Source organism: Streptomyces sp. NPDC005496 (assembly GCF_042872045.1).
Taxonomy (GTDB): Bacteria; Actinomycetota; Actinomycetes; order Streptomycetales; family Streptomycetaceae; genus Streptomyces.
Genome location: NZ_JBIAJQ010000005.1, coordinates 559,356 through 576,363, shown reverse-complemented (window position 1 = coordinate 576,363; position 17,008 = coordinate 559,356). Strand labels below are relative to the sequence as shown.

17 protein-coding genes and 1 tRNA gene are annotated in these 17,008 nt (G+C 72.8%); 6 read left to right on the top strand and 12 right to left on the bottom strand.

Translation table 11 applies throughout. From position 1 onward, the window contains the following. Nucleotides 1-39: 39 nt before the first annotated feature. From ACFYQQ_RS18645 to ACFYQQ_RS18620, 6 genes are all read right to left on the bottom strand, one after another. Complete coding sequence (locus tag ACFYQQ_RS18645; RefSeq protein ID WP_355779437.1) at nt 40-1,206, bottom strand: lipid-transfer protein; 1,167 nt, start codon at nt 1,204-1,206, stop codon at nt 40-42. Beyond that, entirely contained in the window at nt 1,203-1,631 is a 429-nt protein-coding gene (locus tag ACFYQQ_RS18640; protein ID WP_355779435.1) for a MaoC family dehydratase, read from the bottom strand. Before ACFYQQ_RS18640 ends, ACFYQQ_RS18645 begins: the two co-directional genes overlap by 4 nt. Beyond that, nucleotides 1,628-2,785 (bottom strand): acyl-CoA dehydrogenase family protein, encoded by a 1,158-nt coding sequence (locus tag ACFYQQ_RS18635; RefSeq protein ID WP_388904851.1) that lies wholly within the window; start codon nt 2,783-2,785, stop codon nt 1,628-1,630. Before ACFYQQ_RS18635 ends, ACFYQQ_RS18640 begins: the two co-directional genes overlap by 4 nt. A 1-nt stretch (nt 2,786) precedes the next feature. Beyond that, nucleotides 2,787-3,695 (bottom strand): bifunctional MaoC family dehydratase N-terminal/OB-fold nucleic acid binding domain-containing protein, encoded by a 909-nt coding sequence (locus ACFYQQ_RS18630; RefSeq protein WP_355794656.1) that lies wholly within the window; start codon nt 3,693-3,695, stop codon nt 2,787-2,789. Beyond that, complete coding sequence (locus ACFYQQ_RS18625) at nt 3,686-4,861, bottom strand: acyl-CoA dehydrogenase family protein (RefSeq protein ID WP_388904850.1); 1,176 nt, start codon at nt 4,859-4,861, stop codon at nt 3,686-3,688. Before ACFYQQ_RS18625 ends, ACFYQQ_RS18630 begins: the two co-directional genes overlap by 10 nt. A 279-nt stretch (nt 4,862-5,140) precedes the next feature. After that, nucleotides 5,141-5,449 carry a hypothetical protein gene (locus ACFYQQ_RS18620; RefSeq protein ID WP_355784294.1) on the bottom strand — a complete coding sequence of 103 codons (309 nt, stop codon included), beginning with the start codon at nt 5,447-5,449 and terminating at the stop codon, nt 5,141-5,143. Between the two features lie 381 nt (nt 5,450-5,830). Between ACFYQQ_RS18620 and ACFYQQ_RS18615 the strand changes: the two genes are divergently transcribed. From ACFYQQ_RS18615 to ACFYQQ_RS18605, 3 genes are all read left to right on the top strand, one after another. Further along, complete coding sequence (locus ACFYQQ_RS18615; protein ID WP_355784296.1) at nt 5,831-6,706, top strand: bifunctional DNA primase/polymerase; 876 nt, start codon at nt 5,831-5,833, stop codon at nt 6,704-6,706. A gap of 352 nt (nt 6,707-7,058) precedes the next feature. Beyond that, nucleotides 7,059-7,823 (top strand): SDR family NAD(P)-dependent oxidoreductase, encoded by a 765-nt coding sequence (locus ACFYQQ_RS18610; protein ID WP_355784299.1) that lies wholly within the window; start codon nt 7,059-7,061, stop codon nt 7,821-7,823. A gap of 142 nt (nt 7,824-7,965) precedes the next feature. Next, nucleotides 7,966-8,664, top strand: a complete 699-nt coding sequence (locus tag ACFYQQ_RS18605) for an SDR family oxidoreductase (RefSeq protein ID WP_355784302.1) — start codon at nt 7,966-7,968, stop codon at nt 8,662-8,664. A gap of 93 nt (nt 8,665-8,757) precedes the next feature. On the opposite strand, the gene ACFYQQ_RS18600 is transcribed toward ACFYQQ_RS18605, so the two are convergent. From ACFYQQ_RS18600 to ACFYQQ_RS18585, 4 genes are all read right to left on the bottom strand, one after another. After that, a complete protein-coding gene (locus tag ACFYQQ_RS18600; RefSeq protein WP_355784305.1) occupies nt 8,758-9,279 on the bottom strand; it encodes a histone deacetylase in 522 nt (173 codons plus the stop codon). 324 nt (nt 9,280-9,603) lie between these two features. Then, nucleotides 9,604-10,092, bottom strand: coding sequence for a hypothetical protein (locus ACFYQQ_RS18595; protein WP_355784307.1), 489 nt, complete (start codon nt 10,090-10,092; stop codon nt 9,604-9,606). Nucleotides 10,093-10,226: 134 nt separating this feature from the next. Then, nucleotides 10,227-10,313, bottom strand: a tRNA-Ser gene (locus ACFYQQ_RS18590). A gap of 100 nt (nt 10,314-10,413) precedes the next feature. Further along, the gene (locus ACFYQQ_RS18585; RefSeq protein ID WP_388904849.1) at nt 10,414-11,979 is read right to left on the bottom strand and encodes a S1C family serine protease; all 1,566 of its coding nucleotides are present in this window, start codon (nt 11,977-11,979) and stop codon (nt 10,414-10,416) included. Nucleotides 11,980-12,236: 257 nt separating this feature from the next. On the opposite strand from ACFYQQ_RS18585, the gene ACFYQQ_RS18580 reads away from it, so the two are divergent. From ACFYQQ_RS18580 to ACFYQQ_RS18570, 3 genes are all read left to right on the top strand, one after another. Beyond that, nucleotides 12,237-13,046 carry a glycerophosphodiester phosphodiesterase gene (locus ACFYQQ_RS18580; RefSeq protein WP_355786645.1) on the top strand — a complete coding sequence of 270 codons (810 nt, stop codon included), beginning with the start codon at nt 12,237-12,239 and terminating at the stop codon, nt 13,044-13,046. A gap of 183 nt (nt 13,047-13,229) precedes the next feature. Further along, the gene (locus ACFYQQ_RS18575) at nt 13,230-13,772 is read left to right on the top strand and encodes an ATP-binding protein (protein ID WP_388904848.1); all 543 of its coding nucleotides are present in this window, start codon (nt 13,230-13,232) and stop codon (nt 13,770-13,772) included. Nucleotides 13,773-14,011: 239 nt separating this feature from the next. Beyond that, the gene (locus ACFYQQ_RS18570) at nt 14,012-15,001 is read left to right on the top strand and encodes a DUF5926 family protein (protein ID WP_355786639.1); all 990 of its coding nucleotides are present in this window, start codon (nt 14,012-14,014) and stop codon (nt 14,999-15,001) included. 263 nt (nt 15,002-15,264) lie between these two features. Here the strand turns inward: ACFYQQ_RS18570 and ACFYQQ_RS18565 are convergent, their stop codons facing one another. Together ACFYQQ_RS18565 and ACFYQQ_RS18560 are read right to left on the bottom strand one after the other, a co-directional pair. Next, on the bottom strand, nt 15,265-15,825 hold the full coding sequence (locus tag ACFYQQ_RS18565) for a hypothetical protein (protein WP_356238116.1): 561 nt from the start codon (nt 15,823-15,825) through the stop codon (nt 15,265-15,267). A 56-nt stretch (nt 15,826-15,881) separates the two neighbouring features. Next, nucleotides 15,882-16,547 carry a bifunctional DNA primase/polymerase gene (locus tag ACFYQQ_RS18560; RefSeq protein ID WP_355789502.1) on the bottom strand — a complete coding sequence of 222 codons (666 nt, stop codon included), beginning with the start codon at nt 16,545-16,547 and terminating at the stop codon, nt 15,882-15,884. Between the last annotated feature and the right edge of the window lie 461 nt (nt 16,548-17,008).

Below are 17,008 nucleotides of genomic sequence, written 5' to 3'. Positions count from 1 at the left end.
GACCGACCCGTGTCCCCAGGCGTCAGCCACACGCCTCGTTCATCCGTCCGACCCCAGAATCAACCCCGATGTGGGGACCCCGGCGCCCGCCGTGACGAGGACGCGGGCGGCGCCGGGCACCTGGTTCACCGCCGTGCCCCGCACCTGGCGTACCGCCTCCGCCAGTCCGTTCATGCCGTGGAGGTACGCCTCACCGAGCTGACCGCCGTGCGTGTTCAGCGGCAGCCGCTCCTCCGCCACGAAATCAGCCGCCTCGCCCCGCCCGCAGAACCCGAACTCCTCCAGCTGCATCAGCACGAACGGCGTGAAGTGGTCGTAGAGGATGCCGACGTCGATGTCCGCCGGGGCCAGCCCCGACCTCCGCCACAGCCGGCGCGCCACCACTCCCGTCTCCGGAAGCCCCGTCAGGTCGTCCCGGTAGAAGCTGGTCATCTGCTCCTGCGCCCGCCCCGCGCCCTGGGCCGCCGCCGTGATCACCGCCGGGGGACGCCGCAGATCGCGGGCCCGCTCCACGGACGTCACGACCAGCGCCTGGCCGCCGTCCGTCTCCTGGCAGCAGTCGAGCAGCCGCAGCGGCTCCACGATCCAGCGGGAGGCGGCGTGTTCGGCGAGGGTGATGGGCCGGCCGTGAAAGTACGCCGCCGGGTTGGTGGCCGCGTACCGCCGGCCGAGCACCGCCACCCGGCCGAACGCCTCCGGGGACAGCCCGTAGGCGTGCAGGTACCGCCGGGCCGCCATCGCCACCCAGGACGCGGGCGTCAGCAGTCCGAACGGCAGCGACCAGCCGAGGGCCGCGCCCTCCGCCGAGGGCTCGCGGTGCCGCACCCCCGAGCCGAACCGCCGCCCCGACCGCTCGTTGAAGGCCCGGTAGCAGACGACGACCTCGGCGGCCCCTGACGCCACCGCGAGCGCGGCCTGCTGGACGGTCGCGCAGGCCGCGCCGCCCCCGTAGTGGACGCGGGAGAAGAAGGACAGCTCCCCCATCCCGGCCGCCTGGGCGACGGTGATCTCCGGGCTGGTGTCCATGGTGAAGGTGACCAGGCCGTCCACGTCCGCCGGTGTCAGCCCCGCGTCGTCCAGCGCGGCCCGCACGGCCTCCACCGCCAGCCGCAGCTCGCTGCGCCCCGAGTCCTTCGAGAACTCGGTGGCTCCGATCCCGACGACGGCCGCCCTGCCGCCGAGGCCGTCCCGCGTCCGTACGCTCACGGCGCACCGCCCGCCGTCCGGCCGGCGCCCGGCGCGGGAGCCGGGCTCGCGACGCTCACCTTCACCGTGCCGGTCACGTGCCGTCCGGCGCCGTTCGAGCCGACGACGGCCACCGTGGCCGTGTCGCCGTCCACATGCTCGACCGTGCCCGTCAACACCATGGTGTCTCCCGGGTGGTTGGGGGCGCCGAGGCGGATGGCCACCTCGCGCAGCACGGCGCCCGGACCGAAGTGGTCGGTGACGTACCTGCCGACCAGCCCGTTCGTGGTCAGGATGTTCATGAAGATGTCCGGCGAGCCCTTGGCCCGGGCCAGTTCGGGGTCGTGGTGCACGTCCTGGTAGTCGCGCGATGCGATGGCCCCGGCGACGATCAGGGTGCGGGTGACCGGGATCTCCAGCGGCGGCAACCGCTCGCCTGCCTTCACGACCGCTCCTCCCCGTACGTGATCGACTCCCCCAGCTCCTGAAGGACTTCGCCGCCGCAGCCCAGGTGGGCCTCCAGCTGGCGCCCCCACAGGAAGTGCCGGTGCACCGGGTGGCCGAGGTCCGCGCCCGCCCCGCCGTGCAGGTGCTGACCGGTGTGTACCACCCGGTGACCCGCCTCCGCCGCCCACCAGGCGGCGGTCAGCGCGTGCGTGAGGTACGGCAGGCCCGCGTCACGGCGCCAGGCGGCCTCGTACGCCGTCACCCGGATCGCCTCCGTGTCCAGGTGGGCGTCGGCGGCGCGGTGCTGGACGGCCTGCCGGACGGCGAGCGGACGGCCGAACTGCTCCCGGGTGCAGGTGTGCGCCACCGCCCGCGCCAGCGAACCGGCGCACACCCCCGCCTGGAGCCCAGCGAAGGCGGTGCGCGCGGTGGCCAGCACGTCGGCGTACACGTCGTCCGCGTCGCGGGCGGGGTCCCCACCCGGCGACCGGCCGCGCCGGCTCCCCTCGATCGGGGACCCGTCGGAGGCGTCGCCGCCCAGTCGTTCGGCGGGGGGACCGTCGGCGGCACTCCCGCCCAGTCGTTCGGCCGGCGTGCCCTCCAGGGTCAGGCGGCCCGCGGCCCAGGGCGCCGTCAGTTCCACCGGCTCGCACCCGGCGTCGGCGGTCCGCGCCAGCCACAGCCGGCGCCGGTCGTCCGCGACCAGGGCGTGGGTGGCGTCCCGCAGCCACGGCACCGCGGGAACGACACCGCTCAGCGCGCCCCCGCCCGCCTCCCGCACCTCGGCCCGTACCGCCCCCGTCTCCCGCAGCGCCCCGGCCACCACCACCGAACCGTCCCCGATACCGGGCAGCAGCCGCTCCCGCTGCTCGGCCGAGCCGTGCGCCCGCACGGCCAGCAGCCCGTACACGCAGCTCGCCGCGAACGGCACCTGCGCGGTCGTGCGCCCCTGTTCCTCCAGGAGCAGCACCAGCCCGAGCAAGCCGGTGTCCGCCACGGCGCTCACGAGTCCGGCTGCGCACAGGGCCTTCCACAGGCCGGGGTCGCTGCCGGTCCCCGCCGCGGACAGCCGCTCGTGCGTGGCGAGGTCGCCGAAGATCCGCGCGGCCAGGTCACGGGCCGCCTCCTGTCCCGGCGTGGGCGTGAAGTCCATGTCAGCCGCCGTCCCCCTCGACCGCGGCGAAGAGCGGCAGCACCAGCTCCTCGTCGCAGCGCTCGAACCGCAGCCGCACCGGCATCCCGATCCGCACCTCGTCGTACGGCACGCCCACCACGTCGCTCACCATCCGCACGCCCTCGGCCAGTTCGATCAGACCGACCGCGTACGGGGGGTCGAAGGCGGGGAAGGGCGGGTGGTGCATGACGACGTACGAGTAGACGGTCCCCTCGCCGCTCGCCTCGACCGTGTCCCACTCCGGGGAGCCGCACGCGTTGCACCCCGGCAGCCAGGGGAAGCGCAGGGTGCGGCAGGCGGCGCACCGCTGGATCAGCAGCCGCCCGCGTCCGACGCCCTCCCAGAAACCGGCGTTGTCCCGGTTGATCACGGGCCGTGGCCTGCGCTCCCTCGGCTCCTTGCGGGCGGGCGCGTACTTGAGGATGCGGAACCGGTGCGTCCCCGCGAGTTCACCGTCGCCCGTCCGGACGTCCGTCCGGGTCGTGACGAAGTGGCCCGTGCCCAGCCGGGTCCTCTTCCGCTCCGAGACGGACTCGATGACGGCGTCGAAGCTGACCTCGTCCCCGGGCCGCAGCGGCCGCAGGTACTCCTGCTCGCAGTCGGTGGCGACCACCGCCGTACAGCCCGCGTCGTCGAGCAGTCCGAGCAGCTCGGTGTACGCGCCCGTGCGCCCCGCCTGGCCGGACAGGCCGGCCATCGTCCACACCTGGAGCATCGTCGGCGGCGCCACCGCGTCCGGCCCCCGGTAGGCGGGGTTCTCGTCGCCCATCGCCTCGCACCAGTGCCGGATCATCGGCGCGTTCACCGGGTCCCGGCCCACCCCGGTGGCGGCGGCGGGCCGGCCCTCGTACGCCTTCAGACGTGCCGTGAAGTCGTCGCTCACCGCCACCCCCTCGGCATCCCGAGCCGCTGCGTGGCCACGATCTCCCGCTGCACCTCGCCGACCCCGCCCCCGAACGTGTTGATCTGCGCCGCCCGGTTCAGCCGCTCCAGCCCGCCGCCCTCGAAGGCCCCCGGCGAACCGGCACGGATCAGGGCCCGCTCCCCCACGGCGTGCTGGCACAGCCGGTACACCGCGACCGCCGACTCGGTTCCCGCGACCTTCACGCCGCTCGCGTCGCCGGGCGCCGGCCGGCCGGCCCCGATGTCCTGCACCAGACGCCAGCTCAGCAGGCGCGTCACCGCCAGGCGGGCGTGCGCCTCGGCCAGTTGCGCGCGCACCCAGGGCTCGTCGGCGCGGCGCCGGCCGGTCACCGGGTCGGGGGTGCGCGCCGCCCGGAGCGCGGCGGCGTAGAAGTCCTCGGCCTGCATGCCGGTCGCGGCGAGCGCGACCCGCTCGTGGTTCAGCTGCTCGGTGATGAGCCCCCAGCCGCCGTTCACCTCACCGACGAGGTGCGAGGCGGGGACGCGGACGCCGTCGTAGTAGGTCGCCGTCGTGACCAGGCCGCCCACCGTCTCGATCGGCGTCCACGAGAAACCGGGCGCGTCCGTGGGCACCAGCAGGACGGAGATGCCCTGGTGCCGGGGCGCCTCGGGGTCGGTCCGGCAGGCGAGCCAGATCCAGTCGGCGTGCTGGGCGTTCGAGGTGAAGATCTTCTGCCCGTCGACCAGCCAGTCCGCCCCGTCCCCGCTCCCCGCCCGCACGGCCCGGGTCCGCAGGGCCGCCAGATCCGTGCCCGCCGACGGTTCGGTGTACCCGATGGCGAAGACGAGGTCCCCGCTCAGGATGCGCGGCAGGAAGCGGGCCTTCTGCGCCTCGCTGCCGTACTTCATCAGCGTGGGTCCCACGGTGTTCAGCGTCACCATCGAGACCGGCGCCCCCGCCCGGTACGCCTCGTCGAAGAAGACGAACTGCTCCTCCGCGCCCTGCCCTTGGCCGCCGTACTCGACGGGCCAGCCGAGTCCGAGCAGTCCGTCGGCTCCGATGCGGCGCAGCAACTCCCGCTGCCTGACGGGGTCGTCGGCGGGCGGTGGCCCGTCGGGCATCAGGTCGCGGAAGTACGTGCGGAGTTCGGCGCGCAGCCGTTCCTGGCGCTCGGTGGGGGCGAGGTGCACGGCCGCTGCCCTCCGGTTCCTCGTACGGGCGAAGGTTTCTGACTGTCCGTCAGGTACCGCCCGCTGTCAAGGTCACCGGCACCCCCGGGCGGCTGAGGCACCTCCCGGCCCGCCCCGCACCCGCCATCCGCCCCACCTCCTCGGAACACGTCTGCGCGACAGCACCGAAGTGCCGCCGCGCAGACGTGTGACCTCCCCAGACCCCCCTAGCACGCCCCCTGAGCACCCCAAGCTCCCCCCGGGGGCCTCAGGGCCGACGCGAGCGCGCCGGCCCCCGGCTCACCAGAGGTTGGTGAAGTTGACGGCGACGGTCTCGTTCGACTGATGGATGGCCGTGAACGCGGAGCCGTTCACCTGCGCCGAGTTGCTCTGGTTCGAGGCGCCGGAACCGACGGCCTGCTGCTGCGAGGTGGACGAGTTGCCGGAGTTGTCGTGCCCGACCCCGCCGCTGACGGTGGCGACGGCCGCGTTCGATCCGTCGTCCGCGAATCCGCCGTTGTCGGCCGTCGCGACGCCCGACAAGAGGGCGGCGGCCAATGGCAGGGCCGCGACGGCGGCGAAGACGCGGACGGTACGGATGCTTGCCATGTGAGTTCCTCCAGAACCGGATGTACGCACCGGCCGAGACCGGGATTACGCGCTGACCCGAGGCAGTTGGCCGACCGCCCCGGTGGTGTTCTCGACGTCGCGACTCCAGAGTTGCCCAGCGGAACCCGGCGAACCACCCCGGATGAGGCGATTCGCCCCCAAGCGTGATGACATGTCGATAAACCCCCTTCATGACCTTTCCGGCGCACTCACGCCCTGACGAGGAGGGGTGCCGCCCTCCGCGGCACAGGCACCGCAAGCGCTGAAGCGTTCCGCCACGGCCCGGCCCCTTGCCTCCACTCCACCCCTGCGCGCAGGCGCCGACCCCCTCCTGACCGAAGCCCTCTTCCCTTTCTCGAACACCTGTACGAAAATAGAGCCATGGCCACCATCGACCGGCAGGCCACCACCATGGCCCTGGCACACGCCCTGTCCGCCGCCGAACGCGGGCTGGCGGTCATCCCGCTGTCTCGCACCAAGCTCCCGGCCCTCCGATCCCCCCACCGCGACGACCCGGACCCCTCGGCGCGCGCCTGCCACGGCGAGTGCGGCCGCTTCGGACACGGCGTGTACGACGCCTCGACCGACCCCCGCCGCATCCGCGAACTCTTCGCCGCCGCCCCCTGGGCCAGCGGCTACGGCATCGCCTGCGGACTGCATCCGCACCACCTCATCGGCGTCGACCTCGACACCAAAACCGGCACCGACTCCTCGGCCGCCCTGCGCGAACTGGCGCTGCGCCACCTCTTCACGATCCCCGAGACCGTGGTCGTCCTGACCCCCAGCGGCGGCCGCCACCTCTGGCTGAGCGGCCCGCCCGACGTGGTCGTGCCCAACTCGGCCGGCCGGCTGGCCCCCGGCATCGACATCAGGGGCGCCGGCGGCTACCTCGTCGGCCCCGGCTCCCGCACCGAACACGGCGTGTACGGCACGGCGCCCGGCACCGCCCGGCTGGCACCCGCGCCCTGCCCGCCCGCACTGCTGCGCCTGCTCACGCCCCCGCCCCGGACCCACCGCCCGGGCACCGGCGCGTCGAGCCGGCACGGCCAGGGCCTCGTCCAGTTCGTCCTCACCGCGCACGAGGGCCAGCGCAACACCCGCCTCTTCTGGGCCGCCTGCCGCGCCTACGAGCACGGCTTCGGCGAGGACCTGGCGGACGCCCTGGTCGACGCGGCGGTCCGCACGGGCCTCACGTACCGGGAGGCACGCTCCACGATCGCCTCGGCGGCCCGGATGACGAGCCGGGGGGACGCGTAGGCGGGACGCCGCAGGTGGGACAGGTCACGGGCGGCGGCGGACCAGCCGCCGCCCGCGACTGCGCATTCGGGCCGGCCGAATGACCGGCTGACCGGCTCAGCCGGTCGACCGCCCGACCGGCTGACTAGCCGACCGGCCGACCGGCCGACCGGCCGACCGGGCACAATTCACCCTTTCCTACCGGTTCCGACGGGTGAGCACGCTCACGCCGATATAGCTTGACGCTTGTCAGACGGCGTCGCATTCTTGACGCGTCAAGTAAATCCGGAGTCGACCCCGGTGGCGCCGGACCCTGTGCCGGGCGTCCACCACCGAGGCGGCCACCGGATCACTCACGGACGGGAGCAGTCCCATGGCAACACTCGACGAGAAGGTCGTGCTGATCACCGGTACCGGCGGGGGCATGGGCCGGGTCGCGGCGCAGATCTTCGCACGGGAGGGCGCACGCGTCGTAGGAGCCGACATCCACGCCCCCGCGAACGAGGAGACGGTCGGACTCGTACGGGGTGCGGGCGGGCAGATGACCGGCATCGCACCGGTCGACCTGACCGACCCGCAGCAGGTCGAACGGCTGGTGGAGGACGCCGTGGCCGCGTACGGCGGGCTCGACGTCGTCTACAACAACGCCGCCTCGCTGCGGTTCGGGCGCATGCCGGACTTCTCCGTCGAGGACTGGCGGGCGACCGTGACGGGCGAACTCGACATCCCCTTCCTCGTGTCGAAGTACGCGTGGCCGCACCTGGTCCGGCGCGGCGGCGGCGTCATTCTCAACGTCGCGTCCATGGCCGGGATGATCGCCGGGCACAACCCCCCGATGGTCGGCCACACCGCTGCGAACGCCGGTGTCATCGGCATGACGCGCCAGCTCGCGCTCGAAGGCGCGCCCCACGGCATCCGGTCGGTGGCGATCAGCCCCGGTCCCGTCCTGACCCCCGCCAGCGCGCGCGACCTCGGCGACGACCGGGCGGCCCGGGACGCGATCACCGCCAAGACGCTCCTCAAGCGCTTCGCCGAGCCGGAGGAGATCGTGGAGCTGGCCGCGTTCCTCGCCTCCGACCGGGCGGCGTACATCACGGGCGCGAACTACGCGGTCGACGGCGGCGCGAGTGCCTGGTGACCCCTCCGGGACGCGGCGCACCGCGCCCCGTCCCGCCGTCCGGCGCCCACGTGCCGACGTGCACGGGCGGCCATAGCCTGGTGGTCCGAGGGTGCCCGACGGCCCACGCCGGGCGCCCCCTTCCGCCCCGAGGAGGGTGATCATGGAGATCAAGGGTTCGGTGGCCCTGGTCACGGGAGCCAACCGCGGCATCGGGCTGGCGTTCGGCCGGGCGCTGCTCGCGCATGGTGCCGCCAAGGTCTACGGCGGTGTCCGGGACCCTGAGAGCCTCCGGGACTCGGGGCTGGTGCCGCTGCGGCTGGACGTCACCGACGAGGAACAGGTCGCGGAGGCCGCGCGCACCGCCGGCGACGTGAGCATCGTCGTCAACAACGCCGGGGTCACCGGTGGCCCGTCCCTCCTGGAGGGCTCGTTCGAGGGCGCGCGGCGCGAGATGGAGGTCAACTACTTCGGCACCTGGGCGGTAACGCGGGCGTTCGCTCCCGTACTGGCCGCGAACGGCGGCGGAGCGGTCGTCAACATGCTGTCCGTCGCGTCCTGGGTGGCCAACCGCCGCTTCCCGAGCTACGCGGCCTCCAAGTCCGCCCAGTGGTCCCTGACGAACGCCTTCCGGCTGGCGCTGCGGGAACAGGGCACGCTGGTGGTCGGGGTGCACGCGGGGTACGTCGACACCGACCTGGCGGCGGAGGTCGACTCGCCGAAGATCCTCGCGGAGGACGTGGCCGAGATGACGATGGAGGCGTTGCGCGCCGACGAGCCCGAGGTGCTGGTCGACGAGGTCACCCGCAACGTCCGCTCCGCCCTCTCAGGCGAACTGACAGTCCTGTACGCCAACCGCTGAGGGCCCCGGGTGCGGGGGCGGGCCGGCCTCACGCACGGGCTCCGAGGTCACCCACCGCCGAGGCCCCGATCACGCACCTTCACGGTGCCCGGGTCACGCGCCTGGAAGCGGTTCCTCGAAGCGGTTCGCCTCCAGCAGGTCCCTGACCGCGTCCACGGACCAGCGGCCCGACGCGCCGGAACACCCCGCGACGTACGCGGCGACGGTCTCCGCGTCCCAGGCCCGCGTCGCGAGCAGCCCGGTGGCCAGACAGCGCACGTAGCTCGCGGACGGCGGATGCGGCGCGACCTCGCCGAGCTTCCACGGTGCCGTGAAGGTCAGCAGGGGGAGCCCGTCGACGCTGCCGACACGCACGAGCGTCTCGTAGCGCCCGTCCCCGAGAGCCGCCCGGCCGTGGGCCAGCACCTCCGTGAGATCGACGTCCGCGCCGGGGGCCCGGTACATCTCCTGGGCGGCGATGTCGGAGAACTGCTCCACGGTGACGAGATGCGCCCGGGCGAGGACCCGGCCGCGCGCGAGCGGGTCGTAGAACGCCCGGCCGCCGCCCCACACGGGCGACGCGGTGGCGAAGTACACCGCGCCGGCGAGTTCCACGGCGACGGACCGCGCCGGCATCCTGCGGTCCCTGCACCCGGGGTACGTCCGGCTCGCCCCGGCAGGCCGCCCGCCACGGACGTAGCAGGCCAGCCGGCCGAGGTGCATGTTGGAGCCGTACGACGTGTACCAGACCCGGTCCGGCGGAAACCCGCCCGAACCGCCGCCGTACGGCAACCGCCGACTCCGTGAGATGACGCCTCCCGACCCCGAACACCAAGACCGATCACAACGCTCTTGACGTCGTTCCCCACCACCCCCCGGACGACACACTCACCGACGGTCGTCGGGTATGCGCGGGGGGCTACGGACCGAGCGGTGTCGCCCGGTATACGGCCGGACTGGTCAGACCAGCATCGACCACAACCGGTCGATGACACGCAGGACCTCGTCTCGGTTCTTGCCCTTCTTGACCCAGGTCGGCAGCCGCGCGACAAGCGTCAGCTTCTTGCCTGGCGCATCCCACGGGGCCCGCTCACGCAACGGAGCCTGGACGAAGTTCCGGATCACCGCCAGGTGTTCGGGGTTGTAGGCCCAGATCCGCCCGTGCCGCGTCTCCGTCTGCAACCACAAGGGCAGCCCGAAGTAGGGATCCGTCGCCTCACCCCGGCCACGAAAGAGTCGGAATCCTCCCCCGCCAACCTCGCGGGACAGCCCGCACGCCCTGCATACGAGACGGCGACGCGCGAACAGCGAGGGAACGGTGTGCATGGGCGCGGCTACAGCCGGGGTGACATGTGCGATCCCGGCGCACTTCGGACAGCGCACGAGCACATGCTCGACGAAGTCGTACTTCGTGTGCCGAGCATCCCGAAACCGCTGTGGCGAGAGCATGACGCCAGTGTCCACTGCCCGCACACACTGGCCAGAAGTGGGCACCGGCGAATCAGGGTGAGACAGGGCCACGCAGAAGGGGTGCCGCTCCAAAGAGTGGCACCCCTTCTGACCTGCAACCTTCTGAGCTGCTGCGGTGGGTGTGGGATTTGAACCCACGGTGACATCGCTGCCACGACGGTTTTCAAGACCGTTCCCTTAGGCCGCTCGGGCAACCCACCCCGCGCGGGCGGCGATCACCGGACGCGCGGGGACAAGACTAACGGGTCGCGTGGCGCCTCCGTGGCCCGGAGGCGCCGTGGGTCCGGGGCGCTCTGCCGGTCAGCTGTCGCCCTGGCGCGAGCCCAGAGTGACGTCCGCCGTGCGGGTCTTGCCGTCGCGCGTGTACGTGAGCTCGACGGTGTCGCCGGGCTTGTGGGTCCAGATCTCGCCGATCAGGGTCGGGCCGCTGTCGATCACCAGGTCGTCCAGCTTGGTGATGACGTCGCCGGGCTTCAGTCCCGCCTTGTCCGCGGGGCCGCCGGCCTCGACGGCGTCGGAGTTGCTGACGCCCTTCTCGGAGATCTTCGCGCCGTCCGTGCCCTCCTCCAGGGAGACGGAGGCGCCGATCTTCGCGTACACCGGCTTGCCGGTCTTGATCAGCTGCTGGGCGACGTACTTGGCCTGGTTGACCGGGATCGCGAAGCCCAGGCCGATCGAGCCGGACTGGCTCTGGCCGCCGAGGCCGCCGCCGCTCGTGGACTGGATCGCGGAGTTGATGCCGATGACCGAGCCCTTGGCGTCCAGCAGCGGGCCGCCGGAGTTGCCCGGGTTGATGGAGGCGTCGGTCTGCAGGGCGCTCATGTAGGAGGCCTTGCTGCTGGCGCTGCCGTCGCTGGAGGCCACCGGGCGGTTCTTGGCGCTGATGATGCCCGTCGTCACCGTGTTCGACAGGCCGAAGGGCGCGCCGATCGCGATGGTCGAGTCGCCGACGGCGACCTTGTCGGAGTCGCCGAGGGGCAGCGGCTTGAGGTCCGACGGCGCGTTCTTGAGCTTGATGACGGCGACGTCGTACCCCTGCGCGTGCCCGACCACCTCGGCGTTGTACTTCTTGCCGTTCGGGAAGGTGGCGCTCAGCTTGCCGCCGTCGACGGCCTCGGCCACGACGTGGTTGTTGGTCAGGATGTGGCCCTGCTTGTCGAAGACGAAGCCGGTGCCGGTGCCGCCCTCTCCGCTGCTGCTCTCCGCCTCGATGGTGACCGTGCTCGGCAGCGCGGCGGTGGCCACGCCCGCGACCGTCCCCGCGTCGCGCTTGAAGTCGCCGCCGCCGCCGGAGGCGGACACGGTCGTCGAGTCCGTGGCGCCGTCGTCGTCCTTGGCGAGCGAGTAGCCGAGGCCGCCGCCGACACCGCCCGCGAGCAGCGCGGCCACGAGCACCGCGGCGACCAGGCCGCCGCGTCCGGACTTGCGCCCCGGCGCGGCCTGCTGCTGATACGAGGAGCCCCAGCCGCCGGACCCCGAACCGCCGTCGGCATACGAGGGAGTGGCGGGCGGGGGCGGGGGCCAGCCGGCCTCGGCCGCGGACGGGGTGCCGGTCGCCCCCTGGCCCTGTCCGCCGAATCCCTGGTTCTGCCCGTGCTCGCCGTAGCCCTGCGCCGGCCCGGCGTGCCCCGCCCCGGAGGTCCCCGGAGCCCCGGCACCCGCGGAGGCGTACGGCGCGTTCGCCGCGGCGGCCGCCTGGCCGTGCTCCGACGCACCGGGCTGCCCGTGCGGCACCGGCGGGAGCGGAGTCGTCGGCGCGCCTCCCTCGGGCGCAGGGCTCTGCGCGGAAGCAGCGGGAGTGTCCACCGGCACAGGAGGTGCAGACGGGGCCGGGGGTACCGCAGTGCCCTCGTTCTCGGTGCTCACAGCTCTTCTCCTCGGTCCACGGCTGTTGTTCTCGGTCGCACTCGGTCACGCTCGCTCACGCTTGTAGACGACCCGGCGCGATTCAGCTGTGCATGTGCTTTTGTATGCCGTCAGCTTTTCCCACCGGCCGTCAGAGCACCATAAGCGGTGCCTGTGCGTCCGGGGCCATCCTTTATATCGGACGGTTAAGACAAAACGAATGTATTCCTGACGTCTCCGCCTGCACGTCCACCCCTCGGCGGTGGCACCATGACGCGGTGACCCTCGCACGACAGCACCCGATCCAGGTCGTCGCTCACCGGGGCGCCTCCGAAGAGGCACCCGAGCACACGCTGGCCGCGTACAGGAAGGCGATCGAGGACGGTGCCGACGCCCTCGAGTGCGACGTGCGGCTGACCGCGGACGGTCACCTCGTCTGCGTCCACGACCGCCGCGTGAACCGCACGTCCAACGGACGCGGCGCCGTCTCCGCGCTGGAGCTCGCCGACCTCGCGGCCCTGGACTTCGGCTCCTGGAAGAACGGCGACGAGGCCCCGGACTGGGAGCACGGCCCCGGCGACCCGGAGGCCACCTCCGTCCTCACCCTGGAGCGGCTGCTCGAACTCGTTGCCGACGCGGGCCGCCGGGTGGAACTGGCCATCGAGACCAAGCACCCCACCCGCTGGGCGGGACAGGTCGAGGAGCGCCTCCTCGTTCTCCTGAAGCGCTTCGGCCTCGACGCACCCGAGACCGCCGCCGAGTCCCCGGTGCGCGTCATGAGCTTCTCCGCGCGCTCCCTGCAACGCGTCCGGGCCGCCTCCCCGAACGTGCCGACGGTCTATCTGCTGCAGTTCGTCTCGCCCCGGCTGCGCGACGGACGGCTGCCCGCCGGTGTCCGGATCGCGGGCCCCTCGATGCGGATCGTGCGCGGCAACCCCGGCTACGTCGAGCGGCTGAAGAAGAACGGCCACCAGGTGCACGTGTGGACCGTGAACGAGGCCGAGGACGTCGACCTCTGCGCCGACCTGGGCGTCGACGCCATCATCACCAACCGTCCGCGCGCCGTCCTGGACCGGCTGGGCCGCTGACGAAACCGCCCGGCACCCCGGTTACCCGCCACCGACAACCAGCCATTCGTCACAGGGAGTGCACCGGCGCGTTCGTTCCGTATTCGATCGTTACGAGTGCGTCAGCAGACGTGTGTTGGCCGGTTTCCGGTCCAGTCCAAGAGGGCATTCACACCGTGGCGTGGGGCAAAGGAGGTCTCGGGGGTGGCGTTGGTGGTGGCACAGGAGGTGCCCACGTCGTCGAGCATGGCCGTACCCCATGGCCCTGCGGGCGTGGGACAAGCGAGACACCGGATGCGGGACCAGCTGCGGTCCGGTGGAGTGGCGGAACCGGTCATCGACGATGCCGTACTGATCCTTTCCGAACTACTGAGCAACGCGTGCCGTCACGGCCGTCCGCTGGGCGACGCCATGGCGGGTGACGGTGACGTCCGCGCGGCCTGGCGCGTCGATCCGGCGGGGCGGCTCACGGTCGAGGTCACGGACGGCGGTGGTCCGACCCGCCCGGTTCCGGCCACGCCCTCGGTCACCGCACGCGGCGGCCGCGGGCTGAACATCATCACGGCGCTCGCCAAGGACTGGGGCGTCCGCGACGACACCCGCGGAGAGGTCACCGTGTGGGTCGTCGTCCAGGACGACGTCCTGAGCGCGCACCGGCGTGACGATTTCGCTACGCGCGTCGCGTCACCGCACGTGTCGTGCGTCCCCGAACTCGACTTCGCGGACGTGTTCGACGACCTGGACTGAGGAACCGCCCCGGGGCCCGGAGCAGGACGCCGGGTCCCGCGGGAGACCGGGTCCGGCCGAGGCCGCGCCCCGGCCGGAAGTCGCGCTCCGGGCACGGGGCGCCCGTGGACCGGCACCCCGTGGACGACGCACCGGCTCCGTGCCGACCCGGTGCGTTGTCCACAGGGTCCCGTCCCTCGTCGTACGAACGGCTAGGCTCGCGCCCGTACGAGACGAGCCGTAACCGGGAGACACCCACGATGGCCAAGAAGCGACCCCAGACGAAGGCCAGGCAGCCGCAGCTGAAGGACGGGGCCCGCGCCGCAGGCGCTGAGGGATCCGTCCCGGTGGTCGGCGCGCGCGAGCCCTGCCCCTGCGGCAGCGGCCGGCGGTACAAGGCCTGTCACGGCCGGGCGGCCGCGCACGCGGTCACCGAGCTGGTGCAGCGCCCCTTCGAGGGCCTGCCCGGCGAGGGCGACTGGGTCGCGCTGCGCGAGCTGGTGCCGGCGGCGACCGTCGAGCTGACCCTCAAGGAGGGCCTGCCCGAGGGCGTCCCCTCGGTCACGCTCGCCACCGTGCTGCCGATGGCGTGGCCCGCGCTGCGCCGCGACGACGGCTCGGTCCTGCTCGGCCTTCAGAACGACACGGCCTCCGGCGACATCAGCCGCGACCTCGCCGACACCCTGCGGCGCGCCCTGACGGCTCCGCCCGGTACGCCGGTCGAGGGCCGCCGTGCCCCCGCCGACGGCCCGCGCCTGCAGGACGTGCTCGACCCCGAGGGCGCCTTCGAGCCGGTCGTGCACTCGGGCTTCGAGTTCTGGGTCCCGGACGCGGAGAACGCGACGCCGGAGGTGACCGCCTCCCTGGAGCGGGCCAACGCGGCCGCCATCCCGACCGTCAAGCTCTCCGGCGTCGACGCGGCGTACTGGTGCGAGACCCCGGACAAGAACCACCTGCGCTGGGTCATGCCGCACCCCGAGGAGCAACTTCTGGACGCGCTGGCGCGGCTGCACGCGGCGGGCGGATCGGGTCTCGGCGAGGGCACGCGTCTCGTCGGCTCCTTCCGGGCGCACGGCCTGACGGTGCCGGTCTGGGACCTGCCGAGCGAGGTCACGGCCGACGACATCGAGAAGCCCGCGGCCGAGTTCGCGGAGCGTCTGGCGGCCGCCCTGGCGACGGACGCGCCGCTCACCGCGGACGAGCGCCGGGCACGCGGCGGTCTCACCAACCGACAGGTCACGCTCAGCTGACACACCGCGGCACGCTGACCGACCGGTCAGCTCGTCAGGTCCGCCGGGAGGGGTGACTCCTGTCACAACTCCCGGTCCTGGCACGGAAATCGGTGTCTGAATAGCCGAGTTCGAATTTGCGAACCGCCGATCTCTTGTTACCGTTCCCGTAGCCCGGTTGCTGGTGCATCCCCCGTCGCCAGCAACCGGGTCTTTTCATGGCCCGGTTCCGGCATCCCGCGCCGGCCCGTCGGCGCCCCGCTCCGCACTTGTCGCCAACGGCCTTACGGCCGGGCCGAGTTGCTCCCGGAGCGCAGCAGCAGCGGCCCTCGTCCCGCACTCCTCGCGAACTCCGCCACCGCCGAGTACGACGCCGGCTCGTCCGCCGAGCGCTCCCTGGGCGTCTCACACGTCTCCGGCTCGTCCCCGGCGTCCACGGCGCAGTGGATCTGCACGGTGCGGCCACCGGGCGCGAGGAGGGTCAGGACGGCGCTCAGCGCCTCGCCGGTCGCGTTGCGGTAGTAGGTGCGCGCCCAGGTCTCCTGTCCCTGCCGCAGGACACAGGTCTGCGCCTCGATGCCGTCGGGGGAGGAGAGTTCCGGACCGCAGGAGGCCGCGGTGGCGAGACCGAGGCCGAGCAGCAGCGGCGAGCGCGAGGGTGCGGGGGCCGCCCGCTTCGCGTCGTCGCGGACGGGGGCGCGGACGGCCGCGGGACCGCCGTCACCGACGGGTCCCGCGGATGCCACGGCGAGCGGAAGGGCGATCACGGCCGCCACGAAGCCGACGAGTGCGAGCAGGCGGACTCTTCGGGTGTCCGGGGGCCGTCCGCCGGAGTGACGCAGCATACGAGGGAACATAACGGCCCGGAGGGGACGCCCGGTTCGCCGCGCGCCCGACACCCCTACAACTCGGGCGCGCTCACACCCGTACGAGTGAGAGCCTCCACGACCGCGTCCACGACGGCTTCCACGTCGGGTACCCAGGGCGCGGCCGAGCCCGGCAGCGGAGCCCGCTCCCAGCGCACCTTCCCCTGGCCGGTCTCGGAGGGCGGCAGCGCGATGTAGCCGCCGTCCCCGTGGAAGCGCAGGGAGCCCGGGACGTGGTCCTTGGCGTACAGCAGCTCGCCGAGCTGCTCCAGGGAGTACGGCGCGACGAGGATCGCCCAGCGCGAGGGGGAGGCGACGACCGGGCCGAGGCGCATGCCCATGAGGTCGAGTGCCGCGAGCGCGCGGGCGGCCGCCAGAGAGGGCAGGCTCACCGCGCAGGGGGCCGCGCCGCCGGTGGCCAGCACGATCGGTGCGGAGGGCCGGTTGCCCCACCACCAGCGCACCATGCGCGCGTCGGTGGTGGCCGCGAGGAGGCCGGGGTCGAAGGGATGGGCACCTGGCACCGTGCACTCCGGGTCGGGACATCCGCAGCCGGCCCGCCCCCGCGGGTCCGGTGCCACTCCCGGGAGTACGGGCCACTGCCATTCGGTCGCGAAGGTCAGGGCCGCGCTGAGCATCTCAGGGCTCCGGTTGTTCCGCCTGGACAGGAGCCTGCGTCGCCTTCCGAGGATCTCGCGCATGAGCGCTCGTTCCTTTCCGTTGCACGCCTGGCAACACCGAGGATCACATCACACCATGTGTCGATCTCTTCACTGTGCGTACCTGCTGGCGCATCACACCCCTGCGCGAGGCAAGGGGAACCCCTATGGGCCGAACGTTGGCTGCATCCACACCCATACCGCGTCTGGCAAAAGCATGGGCATGGCGTGGGGTGGCGGCGCCTGGCGTTTTACCGTCGCGCATATGTCCAGCCGCCTCCGCCACGGGAGGATGGGGCACGGTCGTCGGTGGTTAAGACGCCCGGGTCCGCTGCCAGGTTCCGAGTGGATCCGATCCACCCCTGACCTTCACCGAGTACGTACCCATCACGACCGCTGTGACGCTCCGTCGAGCAAGGCCAGTCGACCTCAATAACCCGTTACCCGATGCAGTTTTAAGCCAACTTCGCTTTTCCGCAAGTGTCTCACGGACACCAGGAATC